The sequence below is a fragment of the Parafrankia irregularis genome, assembly GCF_001536285.1.
GTDB classification, from domain to species: Bacteria; Actinomycetota; Actinomycetes; order Frankiales; family Frankiaceae; genus Parafrankia; species Parafrankia irregularis.
In genome coordinates this window covers 270,301-293,256 of the sequence record NZ_FAOZ01000006.1, presented here as the reverse complement: position 1 = coordinate 293,256, position 22,956 = coordinate 270,301, and the positions used below count along the sequence as shown (strand labels likewise).

General features: G+C 72.1%; 14 protein-coding genes. 13 read left to right on the top strand and 1 reads right to left on the bottom strand.

All coding sequences use genetic code 11. The annotated features are described in order from the left end of the window. Positions 1–157 precede the first annotated feature (157 nt). The 5 genes from AWX74_RS12395 (at position 158) to AWX74_RS12375 (ending at position 7,065) form a co-directional block, all read left to right on the top strand. The gene (locus tag AWX74_RS12395; RefSeq protein ID WP_091275779.1) at positions 158–2,323 is read left to right on the top strand and encodes an ABC transporter ATP-binding protein; all 2,166 of its coding nucleotides are present in this window, start codon (positions 158–160) and stop codon (positions 2,321–2,323) included. A gap of 140 nt (positions 2,324–2,463) precedes the next feature. Then, the gene (locus AWX74_RS12390) at positions 2,464–4,242 is read left to right on the top strand and encodes an ABC transporter ATP-binding protein (RefSeq protein ID WP_091275776.1); all 1,779 of its coding nucleotides are present in this window, start codon (positions 2,464–2,466) and stop codon (positions 4,240–4,242) included. 164 nt (positions 4,243–4,406) lie between these two features. Then, positions 4,407–4,853, top strand: a complete 447-nt coding sequence (gene hisI / locus AWX74_RS12385) for a phosphoribosyl-AMP cyclohydrolase (RefSeq protein ID WP_091275318.1) — start codon at positions 4,407–4,409, stop codon at positions 4,851–4,853. After that, the gene (locus tag AWX74_RS12380; protein WP_091275314.1) at positions 4,850–6,397 is read left to right on the top strand and encodes an anthranilate synthase component I; all 1,548 of its coding nucleotides are present in this window, start codon (positions 4,850–4,852) and stop codon (positions 6,395–6,397) included. Before hisI ends, AWX74_RS12380 begins: the two co-directional genes overlap by 4 nt. Continuing rightward, positions 6,394–7,065, top strand: coding sequence for a Trp biosynthesis-associated membrane protein (locus AWX74_RS12375; RefSeq protein WP_091275311.1), 672 nt, complete (start codon positions 6,394–6,396; stop codon positions 7,063–7,065). Before AWX74_RS12380 ends, AWX74_RS12375 begins: the two co-directional genes overlap by 4 nt. On the opposite strand, the gene AWX74_RS12370 is transcribed toward AWX74_RS12375, so the two are convergent. Next, positions 7,066–7,824 (bottom strand): hypothetical protein, encoded by a 759-nt coding sequence (locus AWX74_RS12370; protein WP_091275309.1) that lies wholly within the window; start codon positions 7,822–7,824, stop codon positions 7,066–7,068. It lies immediately after the preceding gene. A 372-nt stretch (positions 7,825–8,196) separates the two neighbouring features. Here AWX74_RS12370 and trpC point away from each other — a divergent pair, with 372 nt between their 5' ends. The 8 genes from trpC to AWX74_RS12330 all read left to right on the top strand — a co-directional run bounded on the left by trpC (position 8,197) and on the right by AWX74_RS12330 (position 22,909). Further along, the gene (trpC, locus tag AWX74_RS12365) at positions 8,197–9,003 is read left to right on the top strand and encodes an indole-3-glycerol phosphate synthase TrpC (protein ID WP_006544439.1); all 807 of its coding nucleotides are present in this window, start codon (positions 8,197–8,199) and stop codon (positions 9,001–9,003) included. A 198-nt stretch (positions 9,004–9,201) separates the two neighbouring features. Beyond that, positions 9,202–10,563, top strand: coding sequence for a tryptophan synthase subunit beta (gene trpB, locus AWX74_RS12360; protein WP_311983759.1), 1,362 nt, complete (start codon positions 9,202–9,204; stop codon positions 10,561–10,563). A gap of 38 nt (positions 10,564–10,601) precedes the next feature. After that, on the top strand, positions 10,602–11,477 hold the full coding sequence (trpA, locus tag AWX74_RS12355) for a tryptophan synthase subunit alpha (protein WP_397313061.1): 876 nt from the start codon (positions 10,602–10,604) through the stop codon (positions 11,475–11,477). Positions 11,478–11,727: 250 nt separating this feature from the next. Continuing rightward, the gene (gene lgt / locus AWX74_RS12350) at positions 11,728–12,975 is read left to right on the top strand and encodes a prolipoprotein diacylglyceryl transferase (protein WP_278184627.1); all 1,248 of its coding nucleotides are present in this window, start codon (positions 11,728–11,730) and stop codon (positions 12,973–12,975) included. Between the two features lie 430 nt (positions 12,976–13,405). Further along, complete coding sequence (gene gltB, locus AWX74_RS12345) at positions 13,406–18,016, top strand: glutamate synthase large subunit (RefSeq protein ID WP_091275292.1); 4,611 nt, start codon at positions 13,406–13,408, stop codon at positions 18,014–18,016. Positions 18,017–18,080: 64 nt separating this feature from the next. Then, a complete protein-coding gene (locus AWX74_RS12340) occupies positions 18,081–19,526 on the top strand; it encodes a glutamate synthase subunit beta (RefSeq protein WP_091275288.1) in 1,446 nt (481 codons plus the stop codon). A gap of 137 nt (positions 19,527–19,663) precedes the next feature. Further along, on the top strand, positions 19,664–20,263 hold the full coding sequence (locus tag AWX74_RS12335; protein ID WP_091275285.1) for an adenylate kinase: 600 nt from the start codon (positions 19,664–19,666) through the stop codon (positions 20,261–20,263). A gap of 111 nt (positions 20,264–20,374) precedes the next feature. Continuing rightward, on the top strand, positions 20,375–22,909 hold the full coding sequence (locus tag AWX74_RS12330; RefSeq protein ID WP_091275773.1) for a phosphoinositide-specific phospholipase C-related protein: 2,535 nt from the start codon (positions 20,375–20,377) through the stop codon (positions 22,907–22,909). Positions 22,910–22,956 lie beyond the last annotated feature (47 nt).

Genomic DNA, 22,956 nt, shown 5'->3' with positions numbered 1-22,956 from the left:
ACCGGCCACGGCCGCCGTGAAACAACGACCCACCCACCGGGTGCTCGGACCCGCTGACCTGCTGACCGGGACTTTTGGCCAGGACAGCCGCGTTGGTGACGAGCAGTCGATGCTGGTGATCGGCGGTCTGACAGCGACCGCGAAACGGAGGAGTGCGGTGCCCGGTGACCTCGCGTCCAGCGTCGCAGCCAGCCTCGCTCCCCGCAGACGGGCGCGGGCGTGCGTGGCGGATGTCGCCGCGGGTGCCACGGATGGCGCCGAGGCCGTAACAGCCGCCGAGGCCGAGGCCGTGGCCGCGGAGGCGGACGCCGCCGCGGGTGCCACCGGCGCCACAGCCGCCACCGTTGACGTTCCTGCGCCCCGGGCCAGGGCGGCCCGTCCGGCGGTGGCGGGCGCGGGCGGTCACGCACCCGGGGTGATCGGGCGCGGGCTGGGCATCCTCGCGAACGCGGTACGCGAGGAGCCGCGGATCTTCGCCGCGGCCTTCGTCGGCAGCTCGCTGTACGCGTTGGCGACGGTGGCGAGCTCGCTGGCGCTCGGCGAGATCACCGAGCGGGTGGTGGTCCCGAGCATCCGGGACGGGCACGCCGACGGGAGCACGCTGCTCGGCGCCGGTGCGATCATGGTCGGCATCGGGTTCGCGCGCGCGTGCGGCCTGTTCCTGCGCCGACTGGTCTCCGGGATGATGCAGTACCGGCTGCAGGCCACCTACCGGCGCCGGGTCACCCGCCAGTACCTTCAGCTGCCGTTGGCATGGCATCAGCGGCACTCGACCGGCTCGCTGTTGTCGAACGCGAACGCCGACGTCGAGGCGACCTGGGCACCGATCGCGCCGCTGCCGTTCGCCGCGGGCGTGCTGGTCATGCTGGCCGCCGCACTGGGGCTGCTGGTCGCGACGGACCCGCTGCTCGCACTGGTGGGGTGTGTGGTGTTCCCCGCCTTCGGCGCCGTCAACATCATCTACGGGCGCCTGGTGTCACCGCTGTACGGGCGGGTTCAGCAGCTGCGCGGTGAGGTCAGCGGCGTCGCGCACGAGTCGTTCGACGGGGCGCTGGTCGTCAAGACGCTCGGCCGGGAGGCCGATGAGACGTCCCGCTTCGAGGTGAAGGCGCAGGAGCTGCGCGACGCGATGGTCCGCGCCGGCCGGATCCGCGGGATGTTCGACCCGGTCATGGAGGCGCTGCCCAACCTGGGCGTGCTCACCGTGATCGTGGTCGGCGCGGTCCGTATCGACGCCGGCTCGCTCACCGTCGGCGAGCTGGTGCGGGTGGCGTACCTGTTCACCCTGCTGGCGTTTCCGATCAGGGCGATCGGATGGGTCTTCGGCGAGCTCCCGCGGTCGGTGGTCGGTCATGAGCGGGTGGCGGCGGTGCTCGCGGCGAGTGGCGGGCTCACCCACGGCACCGCCCAGCTCGCCGGGTCCGGTCCGGCCGCGCTGCAGGTGAGCGGAGTCGGCTACCGGTATCCCGCGCCGGCGGCGGGCCGGCCCACCGCCGAGGACGTCGCCGACCCCGCCGGCACCGTGGATCCTGCCGACAGCGTGGACGTCGCCGCCGACGCCGTGGACGCTCTGGACGCGGTGGGCGTCGGGCGGGCGGCGCTGTCCGGCGTCACGTTCGACGTGCCGCCCGGCCGGGTGGTGGCGCTCACCGGCCGCACCGGCTCGGGCAAGTCGACCCTGGTGAACCTGCTCGCCCGCCTCATCGACCCGAGCGGTGGCACGATCCGTCTCGACGGGGTGGACCTGCCCGAGCTCGCGGCCGGCGAGGTCACCGGCGCGGTCGCGCTCGTCCCTCAGCAGACGTTCCTGTTCGACGACACCGTGCGGGCCAACGTGGCGCTGGGCCTCGACGTGGGCGACGACGAGATCTGGGAGGCCCTGCGCCGCGCCCAGGCGGACCGTTTCGTGCGCGCGCTGCCCGCGGGCCTGGACACCCGCGTCGGCGAGCGAGGAACCACGTTGTCCGGCGGCCAGCGCCAACGCATCGGCCTGGCCCGCGCGCTGGTCCGCCACCCGCGGCTGCTCATCCTGGACGACGCGACCTCCAGCGTCGACCCGCGGATCGAGGCGTCCATCCTCGCCGATCTGCGGGCCCGGGCCGGCGCCGCCACGGTGGTGATCGTCGCCTACCGCCGCTCGACGGTCGAGCTCGCGGACGAGGTTGTCTTCCTGGCCGGCGGCCGGGTGGTCGCGCAGGGCACGCACCGGGAGCTGCTGAATCGCTCGCCTGGTTATGCCGAGCTGCTTACCGCCTACGACGAGGCGGCGGACGGGCGGTCGCCGGCCGCCGCGGTTCCGGCCGTTCCGGAGGTCGCGCCGTGAGTCGCAGTGCCGTGAGTCGCAGTGCCGTGGGTCGCGGTGCCGTGAGTCCTGGTGCTGCTGTGGGCGCCGGCGCGGTGAGGGATGGCGCGGTGAGGGATGGCGCGGTGCACGGTGGTGCGGCCGTGGGCGGTGGTGCAGTGATGGGTGGAGGCGCGGTGGGCGAGGGGCTGTGGGCGACCCTCGGCCGGCTGCACCGGCTGGTGCCGGAGCTGACCGCCGGGATCCTCGGCACGCTCGGACTGGCGATCATCGCCACGGTGGGCAAGGTGGTCGTCCCCGTGGTCATCCAGCAGGCACTGGACCGCGGTGTGTGGGATGGCGGAGCCGACCTGGGGGTCATCGGGATCTCGGTGGGTTTCGCGGCTGTCGCCATCGGAGTCACCGCCGTCGCTGCCTACCGGATGAACGTCCGGCTCTACCGCCTGTCGGAGAGCGCGCTCGCGACCCTGCGGGTCCGGGCGTTCCGGCACGTGCATGACCTGTCGATGCTCAGCCAGTCCGAGCAGCGGCGCGGGTCGCTGACCTCGCGGGTGACCACCGACATCGACACCATGTCGCAGTTTCTGCAGTTCGGCGGCGTCATGTTGATCGTCTCACTGGGGCAGATGGTCATCGCGACGGTCCTGATGTTCGTCTACTCCTGGCAGCTGACGCTGGTGGTGTACGCGTTCTTCGTGCCGCTGGTCCTCGCGACCCACCGGTTCCAGAAGCGGCTGGCCCGCCGGTACGGCGTGGTGCGGGAGCGGGTCGGCGAGATGCTCGGCGCGATCGCCGAGTCCGTGGTGGGCGCACAGGTGGTGCGCGCGTACGGGTCGCAGCAGCGGACCGCCCGACGGATCGGGACCACGGTGGAGGACTACCGGGTCGCGCAGACCCAGGCGCAGACGCTGGTGGCCGGGGTGTTCGCGGGGGTGGAGATCGTCGCCGCGCTGACGACGGCGTCGGTGGTCGTGCTGGGGGTCGCGCTCGGCGTCGACGACTCGCTGACGACCGGCCAGCTCGTGGCCTTCCTGTTTCTGCTGACGCTGTTCGTGATGCCGATCCAGTCGCTGACCGAGGTGCTGAACGAGGGCTCCAACGCGATCGCCGGGCTCCGGCGGGTCGTCGACGTGCTCGACACGCCGACCGACATCCGCGACCCCGGTGCCGACGGCGGAGGGCGCCTGCTGCCGGACGGCCCGCTGGGCGTCCGGTTCGACCAGGTCGGCTTCGCCTACCCGGGCGGACCGCCGGTGCTCCACGACGTGACCCTCGACCTGGCGGCCCGGACGAGGGTGGCGGTCGTCGGCGAGACCGGCTCCGGCAAGACGACCATGGCGAAGCTGCTGACCCGGCTGATGGACCCCACCGACGGCACCGTCCTGATCGGCGACGTCCCGCTGGGTGAGGTGCGTTTCGACTCGCTGCGCCGCCGCGTGGTCATGGTGCCGCAGGACGGCTTCCTGTTCGACCTGACCGTGGCGGGCAACGTCCGCTACGGGCGCCCCGACGCCACCGATGAGGAGATCATGGTGGCGTTCGAGCAGCTGGGGCTGGGGGAGTGGCTCGCTGGCCTTCCGGCCGGGATCGCCACCAGGGTCGGTGAACGTGGCGATCTGCTCTCGGCCGGCGAGCGCCAGCTCGTCGCGCTGGCCCGGGCCCAGCTGGCCGACCCGGACCTGCTGGTCCTCGACGAGGCGACCTCCGCGGTGGACCCGGCCACCGAGGTCCGGATCGCCTCGGCCCTGCTGGCCCTGACCCGCGACCGGACGTCCGTCACGATCGCGCACCGGCTCTCGACGGCCGAGGCCGCGGACGAGGTGATCGTGGTGGACGCGGGCCGGGTCGTCCAGCGCGGCACGCACGCCGACCTCGTCGCGGTTCCCGGGGTGTACCGGCGGCTGCACGAGTCCTGGGCCGCCGGAGTCTCCTCCCGCTGACGGCGTGCCGGCCCGCCGACGGCAGGTGCGCCGGCGCCAGGGGCGCCAGGTCGCGCCCGGCTCACAGCGTCGGGTTACAGCGTCGGGTCACGCGGCCGGCTCATGGGGCCGGCTCACAGCGCGGGCTCGCGGCCGGCCTCGCCGCGGCAGGCAGAATAGGGTGGGTGACCGCACCAGCCTCAGCTCTCGATCCCGCCATCGCCCGCCAGCTCAAGCGGGACGGGGCGGGTCTGTTCCCGGCCGTAGCCCAGCAGTACGACACGGGCGAGGTCCTCATGCTCGGCTGGATGGACGATGAGGCGCTGCACCGGACCCTCACCACCGGCCGCGCCACCTACTGGAGCCGAAGCCGGTCCGAGTACTGGGTCAAGGGGGACACCAGCGGGCACGTGCAGTGGGTTCGCTCGGTCGCTCTCGACTGCGACGGGGATACCGTGCTCGTCCGGGTGGACCAGGTAGGGGCGGCTTGCCACACGGGGGAGCGCACCTGCTTCGTCGGTCGGGAGCTGCCCGTCGAGGCCGGCCCGGCCGCGGCGGAAGTGTCGGCCGCGGCAGCGTCGGCCGGGGAGCGCGCCTCCGTGACGGCGTCGACGAGGGGAGCAGGTCGATGACGACCGGCGTGATCACGCCCACCCGCGAGGAGTTCCACCAGCTCGCGGCGCACCAGCCGGTCGTGGCGGTGTCCCGGCGCCTGCTGGCCGACGGGGAGACCCCGGTCGGGGTGTACCGCAAGCTGGCCGGCGGCCCGGGCACGTTCCTGCTGGAGTCCGCCGAGCATGGTGGTGTGTGGTCGCGGTACTCGTTCATCGGGGTACGCGCCGCCGCCACCCTCACGGAACGTGATGGCCAGGCCGTCTGGGTGGACGGGGTGCCGCCGCCGGGCCTGCCGAGCGGTGGTGATCCGCTGGAGGTCCTGCGGGCCGTCGAGCGGCAGCTCTGCTCGCCCCGCCCGGAGGGGACCCCGCCGCTGCTCGGCGGCCTGGTCGGCTACCTGTCCTACGACATCGTCCGGCGCATCGAGCGGCTGCCGGCGAACTCCGTCAATGATCTCGGGATTCCCGAGCTGCGGATGTTGCTGACGACCGACCTCGCCGTCCTGGACCACACCGACGGGTCGTGCCAGCTGGTGGCGAACGTCTTCACCGGCGTCACCGGAAGCGGCGATGGTGCGGAGGGCGCCGGTACCGGCCGTACCGGCGAGCTGGACGCGGCGTACGACGACGCGGTGCACCGCATCGAGGTGATGACGGCCGATCTCGGCAAGTGGAGCGAGCCGACCGTGGCGACCACGACGGGGGCCGTCACCGGGGTACGGGACTTCGTCTCCGCCACCGAGGCGGGTGGCTACCGGGCCGCGATCGAGCGGTCGATCGAGGAGATCCGCGCCGGCGAGTGCTTCCAGATCGTCGTCTCGCAGCGTTTCGAACGCCCCACCTCCGCCGACGCGCTGGATGTGTACCGGGTCCTGCGGGCGTCCAACCCCAGCCCGTACATGTATCTGCTGCGCTTCGCCGATCATGACGTCGTCGGGTCCTCGCCCGAGGCACACGTCAAGGTCACGGGCCGCCGAGCGCTGCTGCACCCGATCGCCGGCAGCCGGCCGCGGGGCGAGACTCCCGAGCACGACGCCGAGCTGGCCGCCCAGCTGCTGGCCGACCCGAAGGAACGATCCGAGCACGTCATGCTGGTGGACCTGGTCCGCAACGATCTCGGGCGGGTCTGTGTGCCCGGTTCGGTGCGGGTCGTCGAGTTCGCCGCGGTCGAGCGGTTCTCGCACATCATGCACATCGTCTCCACCGTGATCGGTCAGGTCGCGCCCGAACGCAGCGCCGTCGACGTGCTTGCCGCCACCTTCCCCGCGGGCACCCTGTCCGGAGCCCCGAAGGTGCGTGCCATGGAGATCATCGACGAGCTGGAGCCGACCCGGCGTGCTCTCTACGGGGGCGTGGTCGGCTATCTCGACTTCGGCGGTGATCTGGACACCGCCATCGCCATCCGCACCGCGGTGCTGCGCTCCGGCATGGCCTATGTGCAGGCCGGCGCCGGCATCGTCGCGGACTCGGTGCCGGAGACGGAGGATCTGGAGAGCCGGACGAAGGCCGCCGCGGTGCTCCGCGCGATCGAGGTGGCGGAGTCGCTCCGCTCGCCGTCATGACCCCGACGCCCGACATGCCCACCACCACACCACCCGATCGGCATTCCGATGGCCGCACCGCGGCCGACCAGGCCGCCGCGCCGGCCGCTGACCAGGCCCGACGGGCCCGCCGGGAACGGATGCTGGCCATCGTCGGGTGCCTGGTCGGCGCGGCAGCGGTGCTGTTCAGCGCTGGTTCCACCTGGGTGTCGGCCCGCGTGCAGTCAGGGGTGGGGGAGAAGGTGGTGGCAGCGCCGCTGACGGTGAACTGGTCCGGCAGCTCGCTGGCACCGGCGGTGACCGCCCTCGGGCTGCTCGGCCTCGCCGGGACACTGGCGATCATCGCGACCCGGCGGCTGGGCCGGACCGTGGTGGGAATCCTCGTGCTGCTCGCGGGCATCGCCATCCTCGTGACGGCGGGTGGGATCGCCATCGATCCGATGGGCGCTGTCCGCGGCACGGACGAGGTTCAGGCCGTGGTGCCCGTGGGGGAACCGACGATCACTGGGCTCTCCCGCACCGCCGGACCCTGGTCGGCCTCGTTCGGCGGCCTGGTACTGGCCGTCACGGGCGCTGCCGTGGTCGCCCGCGCGCGGACCTGGCCGGCCATGTCCGGCCGTTACCAGGCCCGCGTAGCCGCACCCGTTGACGCCTGGGACGCCATCGAGCGGGGCCAGGACCCCACCTGATCATCGGAGCCGCCCTTCCTGGCCCGCGAGGCGTGGCGAGCCGCTCGTGCCGGGCCGGCCGGTGTGGGTCTCGGGCGGCCGCGGCGGGAGTGTACGCGGGGACTGCTGGCGGCCCAGGGTCGCCAGCGTCAGGTGGTTGCGCTCAACATCCGCCTCAAGCAGACGGATGAGCACGTCCATTCGGGCGATGCGGCGGTCGAGCTCCCGGATCTGAGCAAGAAGTAGCTGGTGCTCCGTGTCGGTGTCGAGAAGCCGCTGTGAGCCCGAGCCCGTGGCGGCCCCTGGCCGACCTGCGGGCGCGCTCCCCGGTGGCCCTGCGGGCGTGGGCCGGGGCGGGACGGCGGTCGCCCGCCGGGGCGCGACGGTGCCCGGGGCGCCCGCTGGGCTGGCCGCTGCCGGGCCCGTGGGCTCGGCAGCCGCGCCGCCGGCGTGCAGCGGCTCCGCGGGGCCGGAGACGGGCGTGCCCGGCGCGGTGCCGGGAACGGCTGACGATGATCCTGCATTTCGATCGGTCCTCTCGTCCGGACCACCTTCCGGCCCGCCCGAAGCGGGCTGCCCGTCCGGCTCGGAACCGCTGCCGCTGGCGGGGCGGGCGGACCACACAGCCGAGGACGCCCAGGCCGCGATGGGCCATCGCGCGCCCATCGCCTGCCCCGCGGAGCCGGCCGGATCTGACTCCCATGCCGCGTTCGGTGCGTTGCCGATCTCCACCGCCGCGCTCCACGCCAGGCCCACCTGATCTGTCACCCGATCCGTCATCACGCCTCCCCCAAGCAGCTCCGTCGAACGTGTGTTCGATGATACGGGGCGGTCGCGGGGCGTCAAAGTCGCCGGGCGGCGGGCGTGTCGCGACGCCGAGCGCCGGTTTCGTGACGTGTCCGTGTCGGTGCGGCGGGTGTCAGTAGCAACGGCGTCACCACTACGCTCGCGAACCATTCCGTCACCGGGTGGGAGATACCTCTAATTCATCTGGCCTCGACGTCGACGTCAGGGGCGTATCGGCTCAAATCAACAACGGAGAAGCAACAACAGGTCGTGACCGGTCGACGCCGTGAGTGGGGGTGGCGGGCCGGCGTCGTGCGCCTGTCCTACCATCGGCCCCATGGCCGCGACTGGCGCGAGCGCGGGGCGATGAACGCTCTCGACGAGATCCTCGACGGGGTCAGAGCAGATCTGGCTGAACGCGAGCGAGAGACGTCCCTGGCAGCTCTCAAACAAAGAGTGGAACGTGTACCCGACCCCCGGGACGCGCTGGCGGTGCTGCGTGCGCCGCGGGTGTCGGTGATTGCGGAGATCAAGCGCCGCTCACCGTCGAAGGGGGCACTGGCGGCGATCACCGATCCGGCCGGGCTGGCCTCGCTCTACGAGCAGGCCGGCGCGGCGGCGGTGAGCGTCCTCACCGAGCGGCGGCGCTTCGGCGGGTCCCTTGCGGATCTTGATGCCGTCCGGGTCGCGGTGGACATCCCGGTCCTGCGCAAGGACTTCGTGGTGTCGCCGTACCAGGTGCTGGAGGCGCGGGCGCATGGTGCCGACCTGGTCCTGCTGATCGTTGCCGCGCTCGACCAGCCACGCCTCATCGGGCTGCTGGAGCGGGTCGAGTCGCTGGGAATGACCGCGCTGGTCGAGGTGCACGACGAGGAGGAGATGGTCCGTGCGCTCGACGCGGGAGCCCGGCTGATCGGGATCAACGCCCGGAACCTGCGCACGCTCCAGGTCGACAGGGAGACGTTCGCGCGGCTGGCACCGATGGTTCCCCACGGGGTGCTGAAGGTCGCCGAGTCCGGCGTGCGCGGTCCCCACGACCTCCTCCAGTACGCCGGCGCGGGTGCGGACGCCGTTCTGGTGGGCGAGGCCGCCGTCACCGGTGGCGACCCGCGGCAGTTCGTCGCGGACCTCGTGACGGCCGGAACCCATCCGGCCACCCGCATCGCGCACTGATCCCGCACGCGGCCGACGCCCCGGCCCGGATCCGGGGCGTCGGCCCGCGGATGCCGGGCGGGCCGGGGCGTGGCGTGATGCCGGGCCGGGATCACGGTGCGGCGCCCGTGGCGTCCCGCCGTGTCCGGACGGTCCCCGTCTGGCCGCAGCTCTCCCGCGGTCACCTTGGTGGGGTCGGGCGCCGGTACAGTCAGGGCCGTGACTGCTCGATCCGCTGGAACGCTTGCCGGCTCCTCCGACGCCACTGACCCGACCCGCCCGGGCGCGGTCGGTGCGGCCGATCAATGGTCGTCCGTCGAAGCGGCCCGGAGCTGGCAGTCGGTTCCGGACGTGTCAGGTCACTACGGGCGTTTCGGCGGGCGTTTCGTGCCCGAGGCGCTGTTCGCCGCGCTCGACGAGCTTTCGGCCGCCTACGAGGCCGCCCGGGTCGACCCGGCCTTCACCGGTGAGCTCGACCGGCTGCTGTCGACCTATGCCGGCCGCCCGACGCCGCTGACCGCCGCGGATCGGCTGACCGAGAAGATCGGTGGCGCGCGCATCCTGCTCAAGCGGGAGGATCTCGCCCACACCGGCTCGCACAAGGTCAACAATGTGCTGGGGCAGTGCCTGCTCACCCGCCGGATGGGCAAGACGCGGGTGATCGCCGAGACGGGTGCCGGTCAGCACGGTGTGGCGACCGCGACCGCCTGCGCCCTGCTGGGCCTGGAGTGCGTCGTCTACATGGGCGAGGAGGACACCCGCCGGCAGGCTCTCAACGTGGCGCGGATGCGCCTGCTCGGCGCGGAGGTCGTCGCGGTCGCGTCCGGCAGCCGCACCCTGAAGGACGCCATCAACGAGGCCATGCGTGACTGGGTGGCCACGGTCGACTCGACCCACTACTGCATCGGGTCGGTGATGGGGCCTCATCCGTTCCCGATGATGGTGCGTGACTTCCAGCGCATCATCGGTGTGGAGGCGCGTCAGCAGACCCTCGACCTGCTCGGCCGCCTGCCGGACGCGGTGGTCGCCTGTGTCGGCGGCGGGTCGAACGCGATGGGCATCTTCCACCGTTTCATCCCGGACACAGAGGTCGCGCTGATCGGTTGCGAGGCCGGTGGTGACGGGGTCGCCACCGGGCGCCACGCGGCCGCCATCGCCGGTGGGGCACCCGGTGTCCTGCACGGCATGCGGACCTTCCTGCTGCAGGACGAGGACGGGCAGACCCAGGTCTCCCACTCGATCTCCGCCGGGCTCGACTACCCGGGCATCGGCCCCGAGCACGCGTTGCTGCACGAGACCGGGCGCGCCACGTACCGGGTGGTCGACGACACCGCGGCGATGGACGCGCTGGGGCTGGTGGCCCGCACGGAGGGCATCCTCGTGGCCATCGAGAGCGCGCACGCCTTCGCCGGCGCCTTCGAGGTCGCCCGTGAGCTCGGCCCCGACGCCGTCGTGCTGGTCAACTGCTCCGGCCGCGGCGACAAGGACGTCGACACGGCTGCCCGCTGGTTCAACCTGTTGGACGAGGGCGCCGAGTCCCCGGGCGCAGGCGACGCCGCGGGCACCTCTCCATCCGCCTGATCACGACGACGAGGAACGGATCCACGGTGCGGAGTCAGTTGGCACAGAGCGCGTCAGCGCAGGTCCAGTCGGGCGAGGCGGAGCGGTTCAGCCCGCTGGACCGGGCCTTCGCCCAGGCCCGCGACGAGGGGCGTGCCGTCCTCGTCGGCTACCTTCCCGCGGGCTTCCCGACAGTGGAACGCGGGATCGCCGCGATGCGGGCCATGGTCGCGGCGGGGGTGGACGTGGTCGAGGTCGGTCTGCCCTACTCCGACCCGACCATGGACGGGCCGGTCATCCAGGACGCCGCCGATGCCGCCCTGCGTGGCGGAGTCACGACGCGGGACGTGCTGCGCACGGTCGAGGCGGTCGCCGAGACCGGAGCGCCGACACTGGTGATGACCTACTGGAATCCGGTGGAGCGATACGGCCTGGAGGCGTTCGCGGCCGACCTGGCCGCGGCCGGCGGGGCGGGAGCGATCACTCCCGACCTGCCGCCCGAGGAGGCCGACCGCTGGCTCGCGGCCTGTGCCGCCCACGGCCTGGACCCGGTCTTCCTGGTCGCGCCGAGCTCCACGCCCGAGCGGCTGCGCCTGGTCACCGGGCACAGCCGTGGCTTTGTCTACGCGGCGTCGACAATGGGTGTCACCGGGGCGCGCGCCGAGGTCGGGGCCAAGGCCGGTGATCTTGTCGCCCGGGTGCGTGAGGTGACCGGCCTGCCGGTCGCCGTCGGGCTGGGAGTCAGCAACGGGGCCCAGGCCTCGGAGGTCGCGAGCTTCGCGGACGGGGTCATCGTCGGTTCGGCCCTCGTCCGTGCGCTCGCCACCGACACCGCGACCGACACCGGTGCCGGTCAGGGCGGCGACGCCGGTCTCGCCGCGGTCACCAGTCTGGCAGCCGAGCTTGCCGCGGGTGTGCGCTCGGCCTCTGACTGACCTGTTCCCGTGAACATCCCGCCGCCGCTCCGTGGGCGCTCCGTTGCTGTTCTGTGGTCCACCCGGGCCCGGTCTGTCTGATTGCGCCAGGTATATCCCCTGTGGTGTCGTGGATTGCGGGAAGTGTGCCCGGCGCGTTCCCGATTGCGGCTGCGTTGCTCGTGGGACTGGCCTCGCAGCATCGGACGTCCGGGGCGATAGCCTGACCCCCGTGGTGCTCGCTGCTATACCCAGTCCATCCCGAGGAGTCGTGCATCTGGGGCCCGTCCCCCTGCGCGCCTACGCTCTGATGATCGTCATCGGGATCATCGTCGCTGTTGTCGTGACCGCTCGGCGGTTGCGGGCACGTGGCGTGGATCCCGTGGTCGCCAGCGAGGTCGCGTACTGGGCGGTCCCGTTCGGCATCGTCGGCGCGCGGATCTACCACGTGGTCAGCAGCCCCGAGGCCTACTTCGGCAAGGACGGCGACCTGGTCGCGGTCTTCGAGGTCTGGAACGGCGGCCTGGCGATCTGGGGCGCGGTCGCCGGTGGGGCGCTCGGCGCCTGGATCGCCTGCCGACGGATGGACGTGTCGTTCGGCCTGTTCGCGGACGCGCTCGCGCCCGGCCTGGCTCTCGCGCAGGCGATCGGGCGGTGGGGGAACTGGTTCAACCAGGAGCTGTACGGCCGCGCGACGGATCTGCCCTGGGCGGTCCGGATCGATCCGGCGCACCAGATGATCCCGGGAGTCTCGGCCTACCACCCGACCTTCCTTTACGAGTCGCTGTGGAACCTGGTCGTCGCGGGGGTCCTGCTGCTCGTCGACAGGCGTAAGCGGCTTGGCCGCGGGCGCTTGTTCTTCCTCTACGTGGCGCTTTACACGATCGGGAGACTGTGGATCGAGGCGCTGCGGATCGACACCGCGGAGAAGGTCCTCGGCTTCCGGATCAACATCTGGGTCTCGATCGTGGTCTTCCTGCTCGCGGTGTTGGCGCTGGCGCTCGTTCGGCGCCCGATCGACGCCAACGTCGGCTGGCCCCCGGCCCCCGGCGCCGGGGACACCCCGGACGCCGAGGCCGGTGCGGGCGCGGACAGCAAGGCCGGCGTGGAGGGCAGGACCGACGCGGCCGGCAAGGCGGAGACGCCAGGCAAGACGGACACGGCTGGCAAGGGGACCGGGGCCGGCGAGACTGGCGTTGCTGGCAAGGCGGGCCACGAGGGCAAGGCGGCCGCGGCCGGCGCGACGGAGGCGACCGCGACCGGTGGGCCGGGCATCGACGCCGGCAAGGGCGCTGCCACGGTCAGCGCGGACCATCCAGGTGACCGGGCGACCGAGCCGGCCGTAGCCGTCCCGGGTGCGGGCGGCTCGGCCGCCGGTGCCGGCGTCGGCGCGGGCGCGGGCGCGACGGCTGGGAAGGCGCCCAGCGGGCCGGATGCCGCCGCCGGTTCCGCCGTCCCGGGTTCTGCTACCGCCGGTCCTGCCGGGACTGCGGGGGCGGGCTCGGCCAGCCGGGACTGACCGAGGCAGGCTGCCCTCGACGAACAGGGTGGCTTGCCGTGACAGGGCGGAATACCGGAGATCGCACGGAGGGTGGGCAGATCCACGACAAACTGGATCCGTACACTGCTTATAGGCAGGAGATCCTCACCCTGCTCGTCCGGTTCGCGGCGGCTGGCTGCCTGGCGGTGCGCCCTGTGACGGGAATGTTGCCTCCCTGTCACTTGTCCGCTTTCGGTGGCCCCTTACCGGAAGTTCTTTGATCACCTGTGAAATCTGGCGTCATCTCGCTGTGATCTGACGGACATGAGCGACCCCGGCGGATGCGGCTTGCGCATGGCACACTCGGTACAGGCGCGGAGCTGATGAGCAGCCCGTCATTCGCCGCGCCACCCTCCGGACAACGTCGTCCGCTCCCATCGGCCCCTGAAGATGGACGGGACACCTCCGGATGTCGACTGCGCAAGGTCTCTATGACCCCTCGTTCGAACACGATGCCTGTGGCGTCGGCTTCGTTGTCGATGTGCATGGCCGGCGTAGCCACGAGCTGGTCGATCAGGGGCTGACAGTCCTGCGCAATCTTGATCACCGCGGTGCGTCCGGCAGCGACCCCGACACCGGCGACGGTGCGGGCATCCTGGTTCAGGTGCCGGATGGCTTCTTCCGTGACGTCGTGCAGTTCCCGCTGCCGGCGCCGGGCCGGTACGCCGTCGGCACGATCTTCCTCTCCCAGATCGCCGGCGAGCGCGACGACGCCGTCCGGGCGATCAGCCGGATCGTGCGCCAGGAGGGCCTGCGGATCCTCGGCTGGCGGGAGGTTCCGACGGTCGGCCACCTCGTCGGTACCGCGGCGCGTGAGGTCGAGCCGTGGATGCGGCAGATCTTCCTCGCGCTTCCCGGCGAGCCGACCGGGGCCGCCGCGGCTGATCCGGCGCAGGCTCAGGACGGGTCCGGGGCGGCCGGCGCGGCGGGTGCGACCGGCTCCGCGTCCGACGACGGATTCGACGTGATGGACCTCGAGCGCCGCGCCTATTGCGTACGCAAGCGGGTCCGGCGCGAGACCGGCGCCTACATGCCGTCGCTGTCAGCCCGCACCATCGTCTACAAGGGCATGCTGACGACGCATCAGCTCTCCGCCTACTTCCCGGACCTCGACGACCCGCGGTTCGACAGCGCCATCGCGCTGGTGCACAGCCGGTTCTCGACGAACACCTTCCCGAGCTGGCCGCTGGCACACCCGTACCGGCTGATCGCCCACAACGGCGAGATCAACACCGTGCGCGGCAACCGTAACTGGATGCGCGCGCGGGAGGCGCTGCTGGCCAGCAACCTCATCCCCGGCGACCTGGCACGGCTGTTCCCGATCTGTGAGGACGGCGCCAGCGACTCGGCCAGCTTCGACGAGGTGCTCGAGCTGCTGCACCTGGGCGGGCGTTCGCTGCCGCACGCGGTGCTCATGATGATCCCGGAGGCGTGGGAGAACCACGAGGAGATGGACCCGGCCCGCCGGGCCTTCTACGAGTTCCACTCCGCGCTCATGGAGCCCTGGGACGGCCCGGCCTCCATCGCCTTCACCGACGGCACGATGATCGGCGCGGTGCTGGACCGCAACGGCCTGCGCCCGTCCCGCTACTGGGTGACCGACGACGGCCTGGTCGTGATGGCCTCCGAGGTCGGCGTGCTGGACATCCCGCCGCACAAGGTGGTGCGCAAGGGCCGCCTGCAGCCTGGGCGGATGTTCCTCGTCGACACCGCGAAGGGCCGGATCGTCAGCGACGACGAGGTCAAGTCGGCGCTGGCGAACGCCGCGCCGTACGAGGAGTGGCTGCACGCCGGCGTCATCTCCCTGGACGACCTGCCCGAGCGGGAGCACATCCTGTACGGGCACTCGTCCGTCCTGCGTCGCCAGCAGGTCTTCGGGTACACCGAGGAGGAGCTGCGGATCATCGTCGGCCCGATGGCGCGCTCGGGGGCCGAACCGATCGGGTCGATGGGCACCGACACCCCGGTCGCCGTGCTCTCCACCCGGCCGAGGCTGCTGTTCGACTACTTCACCCAGCTGTTCGCCCAGGTCACCAACCCGCCGCTGGACGCGATCCGGGAGGAGCTGGTCACCAGCCTCGCCCGCACGCTCGGCCCGGAGGGCAACCTGCTCGACCCGACCCCGGCGTCGGCCCGGATGGTGCACCTGCCGTTCCCGGTGATCAGCAACACCCAGCTGGCGCGGATCATCGGCATCAACGACGACGGTGACATGCCCGGCTTCGCGTCGGTGACGGTACGTGGTCTGTACGACGTCGAGGGTGGCGGTGCCGCGCTGACCGCGCGCCTCGCGGAGATCTGCGCCGGTGTCAGCGAGGCCATCGCCGACGGTGCCCGCATTGTGGTTCTCTCCGACCGCGACTCCGACGAGCACAAGGCGCCGATCCCGTCCCTGCTGCTGACCGCGGCGGTGCACCACCACCTGATCCGCGAGAAGACCCGGACGAAGGTCGGCCTCATCGTCGAATGCGGTGACGCCCGCGAGGTCCACCACATCGCGCTGCTCACCGGCTACGGCGCGGCGGCGGTCAACCCGTACCTGGCCTTCGAGTCGATCGACGACCTGCTCGCCAGCGGCGAGCTCACCGGCGTCGACCGCGAGCAGGCCGAGAAGAACATGATCAAGGCGCTCGGCAAGGGCCTGCTCAAGGTGATGTCCAAGATGGGCATCTCCACGGTGGCGAGCTACACCGGGGCCCAGGTCTTCGAGGCGATCGGGCTGTCGCAGGAGCTGGTCGACGAGTACTTCGTCGGCACGCCCAGCCGGCTCGACGGCGTCGGCATCGACGTCATCGCCGAGGAGGTCGCGGCCCGGCACCGGCGCGCGTACCCGACGGTCCCCTCCGAGCTCGCGCACCGCACCCTGGAGGTCGGCGGCGAGTACCAGTGGCGGCGTGAGGGCGAGCTGCACCTGTTCAACCCGGAGACCGTCTTCCTGCTCCAGCACGCCACCCGCAGCCGCCAGTACGACCTGTTCCGCGAGTACACCGCGAAGGTCGACGACCTGGCCCGGCAGAACGCGACGCTGCGCGGCCTGTTCGCGCTGCGTGACACCGGGCGTGGCCCGATCCCGATCGACCAGGTCGAGCCGGCCTCCGAGATCGTGAAGCGGTTCGCGACCGGCGCCATGTCGTACGGCTCGATCAGCGCCGAGGCCCACGAGACGCTCGCGATCGCGATGAACCGCCTCGGCGGGAAGTCGAACACCGGCGAGGGCGGCGAGGACGCGCGCCGCTTCACCCCGGACGACAACGGCGACCTGCGCCGTTCGGCCGTGAAGCAGGTGGCCAGCGGCCGGTTCGGGGTGACCAGCGAGTACCTGGCGAACGCCGACGACATCCAGATCAAGATGGCGCAGGGCGCGAAGCCGGGCGAGGGCGGCCAGCTGCCCGGGCACAAGGTCTACCCGTGGATCGCGAAGACCCGGCACTCGACCCCGGGCGTCGGCCTGATCTCGCCGCCCCCGCACCACGACATCTACTCGATCGAGGACCTCGCCCAGCTCATCCACGACCTGAAGAACTCCAACCCCAAGGCGCGGGTGCACGTCAAGCTCGTCGCCGAGGTCGGGGTCGGGACGGTGGCCGCGGGTGTCTCCAAGGCGCACGCCGACGTCGTGCTGATCTCCGGCCATGACGGCGGCACCGGGGCGTCGCCGCTGACGTCGCTCAAGCACGCCGGCGCGCCGTGGGAGCTGGGCCTCGCCGAGACCCAGCAGACCCTGCTGCTCAACGGCCTGCGGGACCGCATCGTCGTTCAGGTCGACGGCCAGATGAAGACCGGCCGGGACGTCGTCATCGGTGCCCTGCTGGGTGCCGAGGAGTTCGGCTTCGCCACCGCGCCGCTCGTCGTCGCGGGCTGCGTGATGATGCGTGTCTGTCACCTGGACACCTGCCCGGTCGGCGTGGCGACGCAGAACCCGGAGCTGCGTAAGCGGTTCACCGGGCGCCCCGAGTTCGTGGAGGCGTTCTTCACCTTCATCGCCGAGGAGGTGCGCGAGCACCTGGCCGCGCTGGGCCTGCGCAGCATCGCGGAGGCGGTGGGCCGGGTCGACCTGCTCGACGCCCGGGCGGCGATCGACCACTGGAAGGCGTCCGGGCTCGACATCACCCCGCTGCTGCACACGCCGGAGCGGCCGTTCGGTGGCTCGCTGCACTGCACCGCGAGCCAGGACCACGGCCTGGACAAGGCGCTCGACAACTCGCTGATCCAGCTCTGCGAGGGCGCGATCGAGGACGGCCGGCCGGTCTGGCTGGAGATGCCGATCCGCAACGTCAACCGGACGGTCGGCACCATGCTCGGCTACGAGGTGACGAAGAGGTACGGGGCGGCCGGGCTGCCCGACGACACGATCTCGCTGCGGTTCACCGGTTCCGCCGGGCAGAGCTTCGGCGCGTTCGTCCCCCGCGGGATGACCCTCACCCTGGAGGGCGACGCCAACGACTACGCCGGCAAGGGCCTCTCCGGCGGGCGGCTCATCGTCTTCCCGCCGAAGGAGGCGCCGCTGCGGGCGGAGGAGAACATCGTCGCCGGCAACGTGCTGCTCTACGGGGCCACCGCGGGCGAGGCCTACTTCCGCGGCATCGTCGGTGAGCGGTTCTGCGTGCGTAACTCGGGCGCCGTCGCGGTGGTCGAGGGCGTCGGGGACCACGGCTGCGAATACATGACCGGCGGTGTCGTCGTCGTCCTCGGCTCGATCGGCCGCAACTTCGCTGCCGGGATGAGCGGTGGCGTCGCGTATCTTCACAAGCCGGTGCTCCAGCGCATCAACACCGAGATGGTGGACGTCGACCCGCTCGACGGCGATGACCGGGTCGCGCTGCGCGGGCACATCGAGAAGCACTACCGGGAGACGGGCTCCGCTGTCGCAGCCCGGCTGATCTCCCGCTGGGCGGACGAGCAGGACCACTTCGTGAAGGTCATGCCGCGCGACTACAAGCGAGTCCTGGCTGCCATGCGCAGGGCGCAGGAGCAGGGCCTGCCCGTCGACGAGGAGATCATGGCGTCGTCCCGCGTCTGACCAGGTCACCACGCGGGTACCGACCCATTGATCCAACGAAGAACCAGACCGCGACAGGAGTGTCATGGCTGACCCGACCGGGTTTCTCAAGCACCGCCGGGAGCTGCCCTCACGTCGGCCGGTGGACCTGCGTCTCACCGACTGGCGCGAGGTGTACGAGCCGTTCCCCGAGCCGGCGCTGCGCGACCAGGCCGGCCGGTGCATGGACTGCGGCATCCCGTTCTGCCACAACGGCTGCCCGCTGGGGAACATCATTCCCGAGTGGAACGACCTCGCCCGCCGCGGGGACTGGACCGAGGCGATCGAGCGGCTGCACGCGACCAACAACTTCCCGGAGTTCACCGGGCGGCTGTGCCCGGCGCCGTGCGAGGCGGCCTGCGTGCTCGGCATCGGCGACGACCCGGTGACGATCAAGCAGATCGAGGTCACCATCATCGACCGCGCGATCGCGGACGGGGTGGTGACCCCGGTCCAGCCGTCGGTGCGGACCGGGCGGCGGGTCGCGGTGGTCGGTTCGGGCCCGGCCGGGCTGGCCGCCGCCCAGCAGCTCACCCGGGCCGGCCACGAGGTGGTGGTCTACGAGCGGGCGGACCGCGTGGGCGGCCTGCTCCGCTACGGCATCCCCGAGTTCAAGATGGAGAAGAGCGTCCTCGACAACCGTCTCGCGCAGATGGAGGCAGAGGGCACCTCGTTCATCACCTCGTGCAACGTCGGTGTCGACCTCACCGCGGACGAGCTGCGGTCGTCCTACGACGCGGTCGTCCTCGCCGGCGGGTCGACGGTGGGCCGTGACCTGCCGGTGCCGGGCCGGGAGCTGGGCGGCATCCACCTGGCCATGGACTTCCTGGTGCCCGCGAACAAGGTCCAGCTCGGTGACCTGGACCGGACGACCATCTCCGCCGAGGGCAAGCGGGTGGTGATCATCGGCGGTGGTGACACCGGGGCCGACTGCCTGGGCACCTCGCACCGTCAGGGCGCGGTGTCCGTCCACCAGCTGGAGATCATGCCCCGGCCGCCGGCGTCGCGCGCCCCGGCGAACCCGTGGCCGACCTTCCCGCTGCTCTACCGGGTCACCAGCGCGCACGAGGAGGGCGGCGAGCGGGTCTTCGCCGTGTCCACCGAGCGGTTCCTCGGCGACGACGACGGCAACGTGCGGGCGCTGCTCATGCACGAGGTCGAGATGGTCGACGGCAGGCCCCGCAAGATCGAGGGGACCGACACCGAGCTGCCCTGCGACCTGGTGCTGCTGGCCATGGGCTTCGTCGGGCCCGAGCGCCCGGGCCTGCTGGAGCAGCTCGGGGTCGACCTCGACCCCCGTGGCAACGTCGCCCGCGACCTGGGCTGGTCGACGTCCGTCCCCGGTGTGTTCGTGGCCGGGGACATGGGCCGCGGCCAGTCGCTGATCGTCTGGGCGATCGCGGAGGGGCGCTCGGCCGCGGCGGCCGTCGACCGGTATCTGATGGGCACGACGGACCTGCCCGCCCCGATCCTGCCGACCCGACGGCCCTGACGGCCAGCCGGCCCTGACGATTGGTCAGGAACGGCCCGGACCGAGGGAGGTGAGCTGCCTTCCATCGAGTCCGGGCCGGGCCCTTTTGTCCTTTTGGTGCAGCTGTCGGCAGCGCAACTGCCTGTAGCGTGCAGGGCATGAGGCTCGTGCTGCTCGGTCCACCCGGTGCAGGCAAGGGAACCCAGGCCGCACGTATCAGCGCGCGCCACGGCGTTCCCGCGATCTCGACGGGCCAGCTCTTCGACCAGCAGATCTCCGCCGGCACCAGCCTGGGCCGGCGGGCGGAGCGCTACGTCCGTGCCGGTGAGCTGGTCCCCGACGAGATCGTGCTGGACATCGTCGCGGACCGCCTCACCACCGGTGCCGACTGTGGGGCCGGCTTCCTGCTCGACGGCTTCCCCCGGACGCTGCCACAGGCCGAGGCCCTCGACCGCATGCTGGACGCCTCCTGCGGCCCGCTGGACGTCGTGATGGATCTCAAGGTCGACCAGGCCGAGGTGCTGGCGCGGATCAGCCGGCGTGCGCTGTCCGAGGGCCGCGTCGACGACACCGCCGAGACGGCGCGGCGCCGCATGGAGGTCTTCACCGCGGAGACGGCCCCGCTGCGCAGCCACTACGGGGAGCAGGGCCTGCTGCGGAGCATCGACGGTTCCGGCACGCCGGACGACGTCGCGGCGCGGATCGAGGAGGCCCTGACGGCCGTGCTGCACCCGCAGTTGCGTGCGAGCCAGCCCTGAGCTGATCTCTGAGTGTTCCCTGGCCGGCGGAACCGATCTCTGATCGGCCCGGCCGGGATAGGTTGGAAGCCGTCCATGGCGGTGCGTGGTGACAGGTCGGAGATGGGCCGAATGGCTTCTGGGCTCCGTGGGCGCCTAGGCAGGCGGGCCACCACACCCGGGTCCGCTGCGGCGTCCGGGCCCGTTGGCGCGCCCGGGTCCACGACGGAGCCAGAGTTCGCGTCGGGAGATGGCTCCGACGCGGCCCCGTCCACGAGCTCGTCCGGCGACACCAGAGCGGCGGTCCCCGAGCCGCGTGCCGCCGACGGCGATCCGCCGGGCCCGGGCGGCGAACCACCCGCCACGGGTAGCGGAGGCGTCGGAGTCGGCCGAACTGCCAGCGCCGGTCGGGCCGCCAGATCCGGCCAGGCCGCCAGCGCCGGTCGGGTCGCCAAAGCCGGTCGGGTCGCCAGCGGCGGTCGGGCCGCCGGGCCGGTGCCGTCCGGCCGTGGGAGCGGTGTGCGGCTGCGAGCGGCCCAGGCCGGCCTGGCCGTGCTGCTGGCGCTGGTCTGGGTGCCCGTCGTCGTGCTCACCACCGCGCGTTCCACCGTGCTCAGCGCCGACTTCTACTCCCAGTCGCTCACCGAGGCCGACGCCTACGACCGCATCTACACCGAGGTCCTGCCCGACCCGGCGGTGGACTCGCTGCTCTCCGGCCTGCCGATCGACTCGTCGCTGGTCACGGCGAACCTGCGCACGGTCCTCCCGCCATCGACGGTCGAGGAGATGACCGACGAGCAGATCCGGCGCATCGTGGGCTACCTGAGCGCGAAGCAGGACGATCTCGCGTTCACGGTCGACCTCACGCCGATCTTCGGCAACGTCTCCGGCCTGGCCAACCGCTACATAGCCGGGGAGCTCGGGTCGGGGAGCAGCTACCAGGTCGAGTCCGTGACGGACTTCACCCGCGCGATCCTGACCGCAATCGACGAGATCATGGCGGGCCGCCCGCCGGCCGATCTGCCCACCATGCAGCTGTCCGCGCAGGACACCGACCGCGTCGTCGACGCGGTGCTCGGTCGGCTGCCGGCGGCCGACCGCGACGAGATGGCCGGCCCGCTGCGCGCGGACCTGCGCTCCGGGGACGTCGCCGGAGCGCTGGCCCTGGTCGGCCCGCTGTTGTTCCAGGGCGACGAGCAGGCGATCGGTGAGATGCGGTCGCACCTCACCGACGGTGCCGTTCTCGACCTGGGCGTCCGACTCTCCGACCTGCGCGACGAGCCGGCCATCAGCGCCGTCTCCCGGCTGCACGACGTCTCCGCGGCGTTGGACGGCCTGACCGTGGCCCTGCTCGCCCTGGTCGGCCTGATCGGTGTGGCGATCATCGGGCTGGCGGCCAGGCGGGGCCGGTCCCGGGTGCGCGCGCTGGCGGCCGCCGTGATCACCGCGGGTGCCGCCGCAGGCCTGTTCGGGGTCGCGATGCGGATCCTGCTGCCGAACCCGCTGCTGGCGCTGGACAAGCCCGGTGGGCCGTTGCCACCGGGCGCCGGGGCCGTCCTCGCGGACTTCTCCCGGCACGCCTACGGCGACATCGAGGCCGACTACCTGCGCATCGTCGGCTGGACGCTGCTCGTGGGCCTGGTGGTCGTCGGCGCAGCCGTGTTCCGGCGAGTGTCCGCGCGGTGGAGCCGGGTCGGCCGGCGGCGCCGGCTCGCCGGTGGCCTCGTGGTGACCATTCCGGTGATGATCGCGGTGACCTGGGTCGCGTTCCCGGGCGCCGCGGCCACCGGGCGCGAACTGTGCAACGGCCAGGCCCAGCTCTGCGCGAAGCGCTACGACGAGGTCACCTACCTCGCGACCCACAACGCGATGGCGAACAGCGAGGACCGTTTTCTCGGCCCGACGCAGGATCCGTCGCTGGTGCACCAGCTCGACCTCGGCGTTCGCGCGCTGCTGCTCGACGTGCACCACTGGACCACGCCCGAGCAGGTCGACGCGGTGCTCGCGACGCTCCCGCCGACGACCCGGGCGGCCATCGAGCCGTTGACCCGCAACGCCAGGTCGGCCCGGCCGGGGCTGTGGCTGTGCCACGACATGTGCCAGCTCGGCGCGCTCGACCTGGTCGAGGAGCTCGGCAAGGTGGGGGACTGGATGGCCCGCAACCCGAGCGAGGTCGTCACCTTCATCATCCAGGACGGTGTGCCGGCCTCCGAGATCGCCGGTGCGGTCGCGCAGGCGGGGCTTTCCCGGCTCGTGGTCACCCCGCCCGCCGACGACGGCTCATGGCCCACGCTGCGTGAGATGGTCGACAGCGGTCGGCGGCTGGCCGTCTTCACCGAGAGCCAGGACCTGCCCGGAACATTTCTCCGAAGTTTCTACCGCTATGCATCGGACACACCCTTCTCCGTCGACTCGGCGGACAAACTTGTCGGCTGTGCGCGCAATCGCGGTGAGGCCGGGTCGGAGCTGCTCCTGCTCAACAACTGGGTGACCGACGCGGCGCCGAGCCGGCAGGCGGCCCTGGTCGCCAACAATGCCGACCGGATCCTCGACCGTGCGCACAGCTGTGAGGCCGAACAGGGGCGGCGCCCGACCTTCGTCGCGGTGGACTTCGTCAATATCGGTGATGCCCAGCTGGCCGTCGACCGGCTCAACGGCGCATCCTGACAAGCGAGGAGCGTTGCCCGGCAGTCGCACGTTCTCCTCGTGGGAGG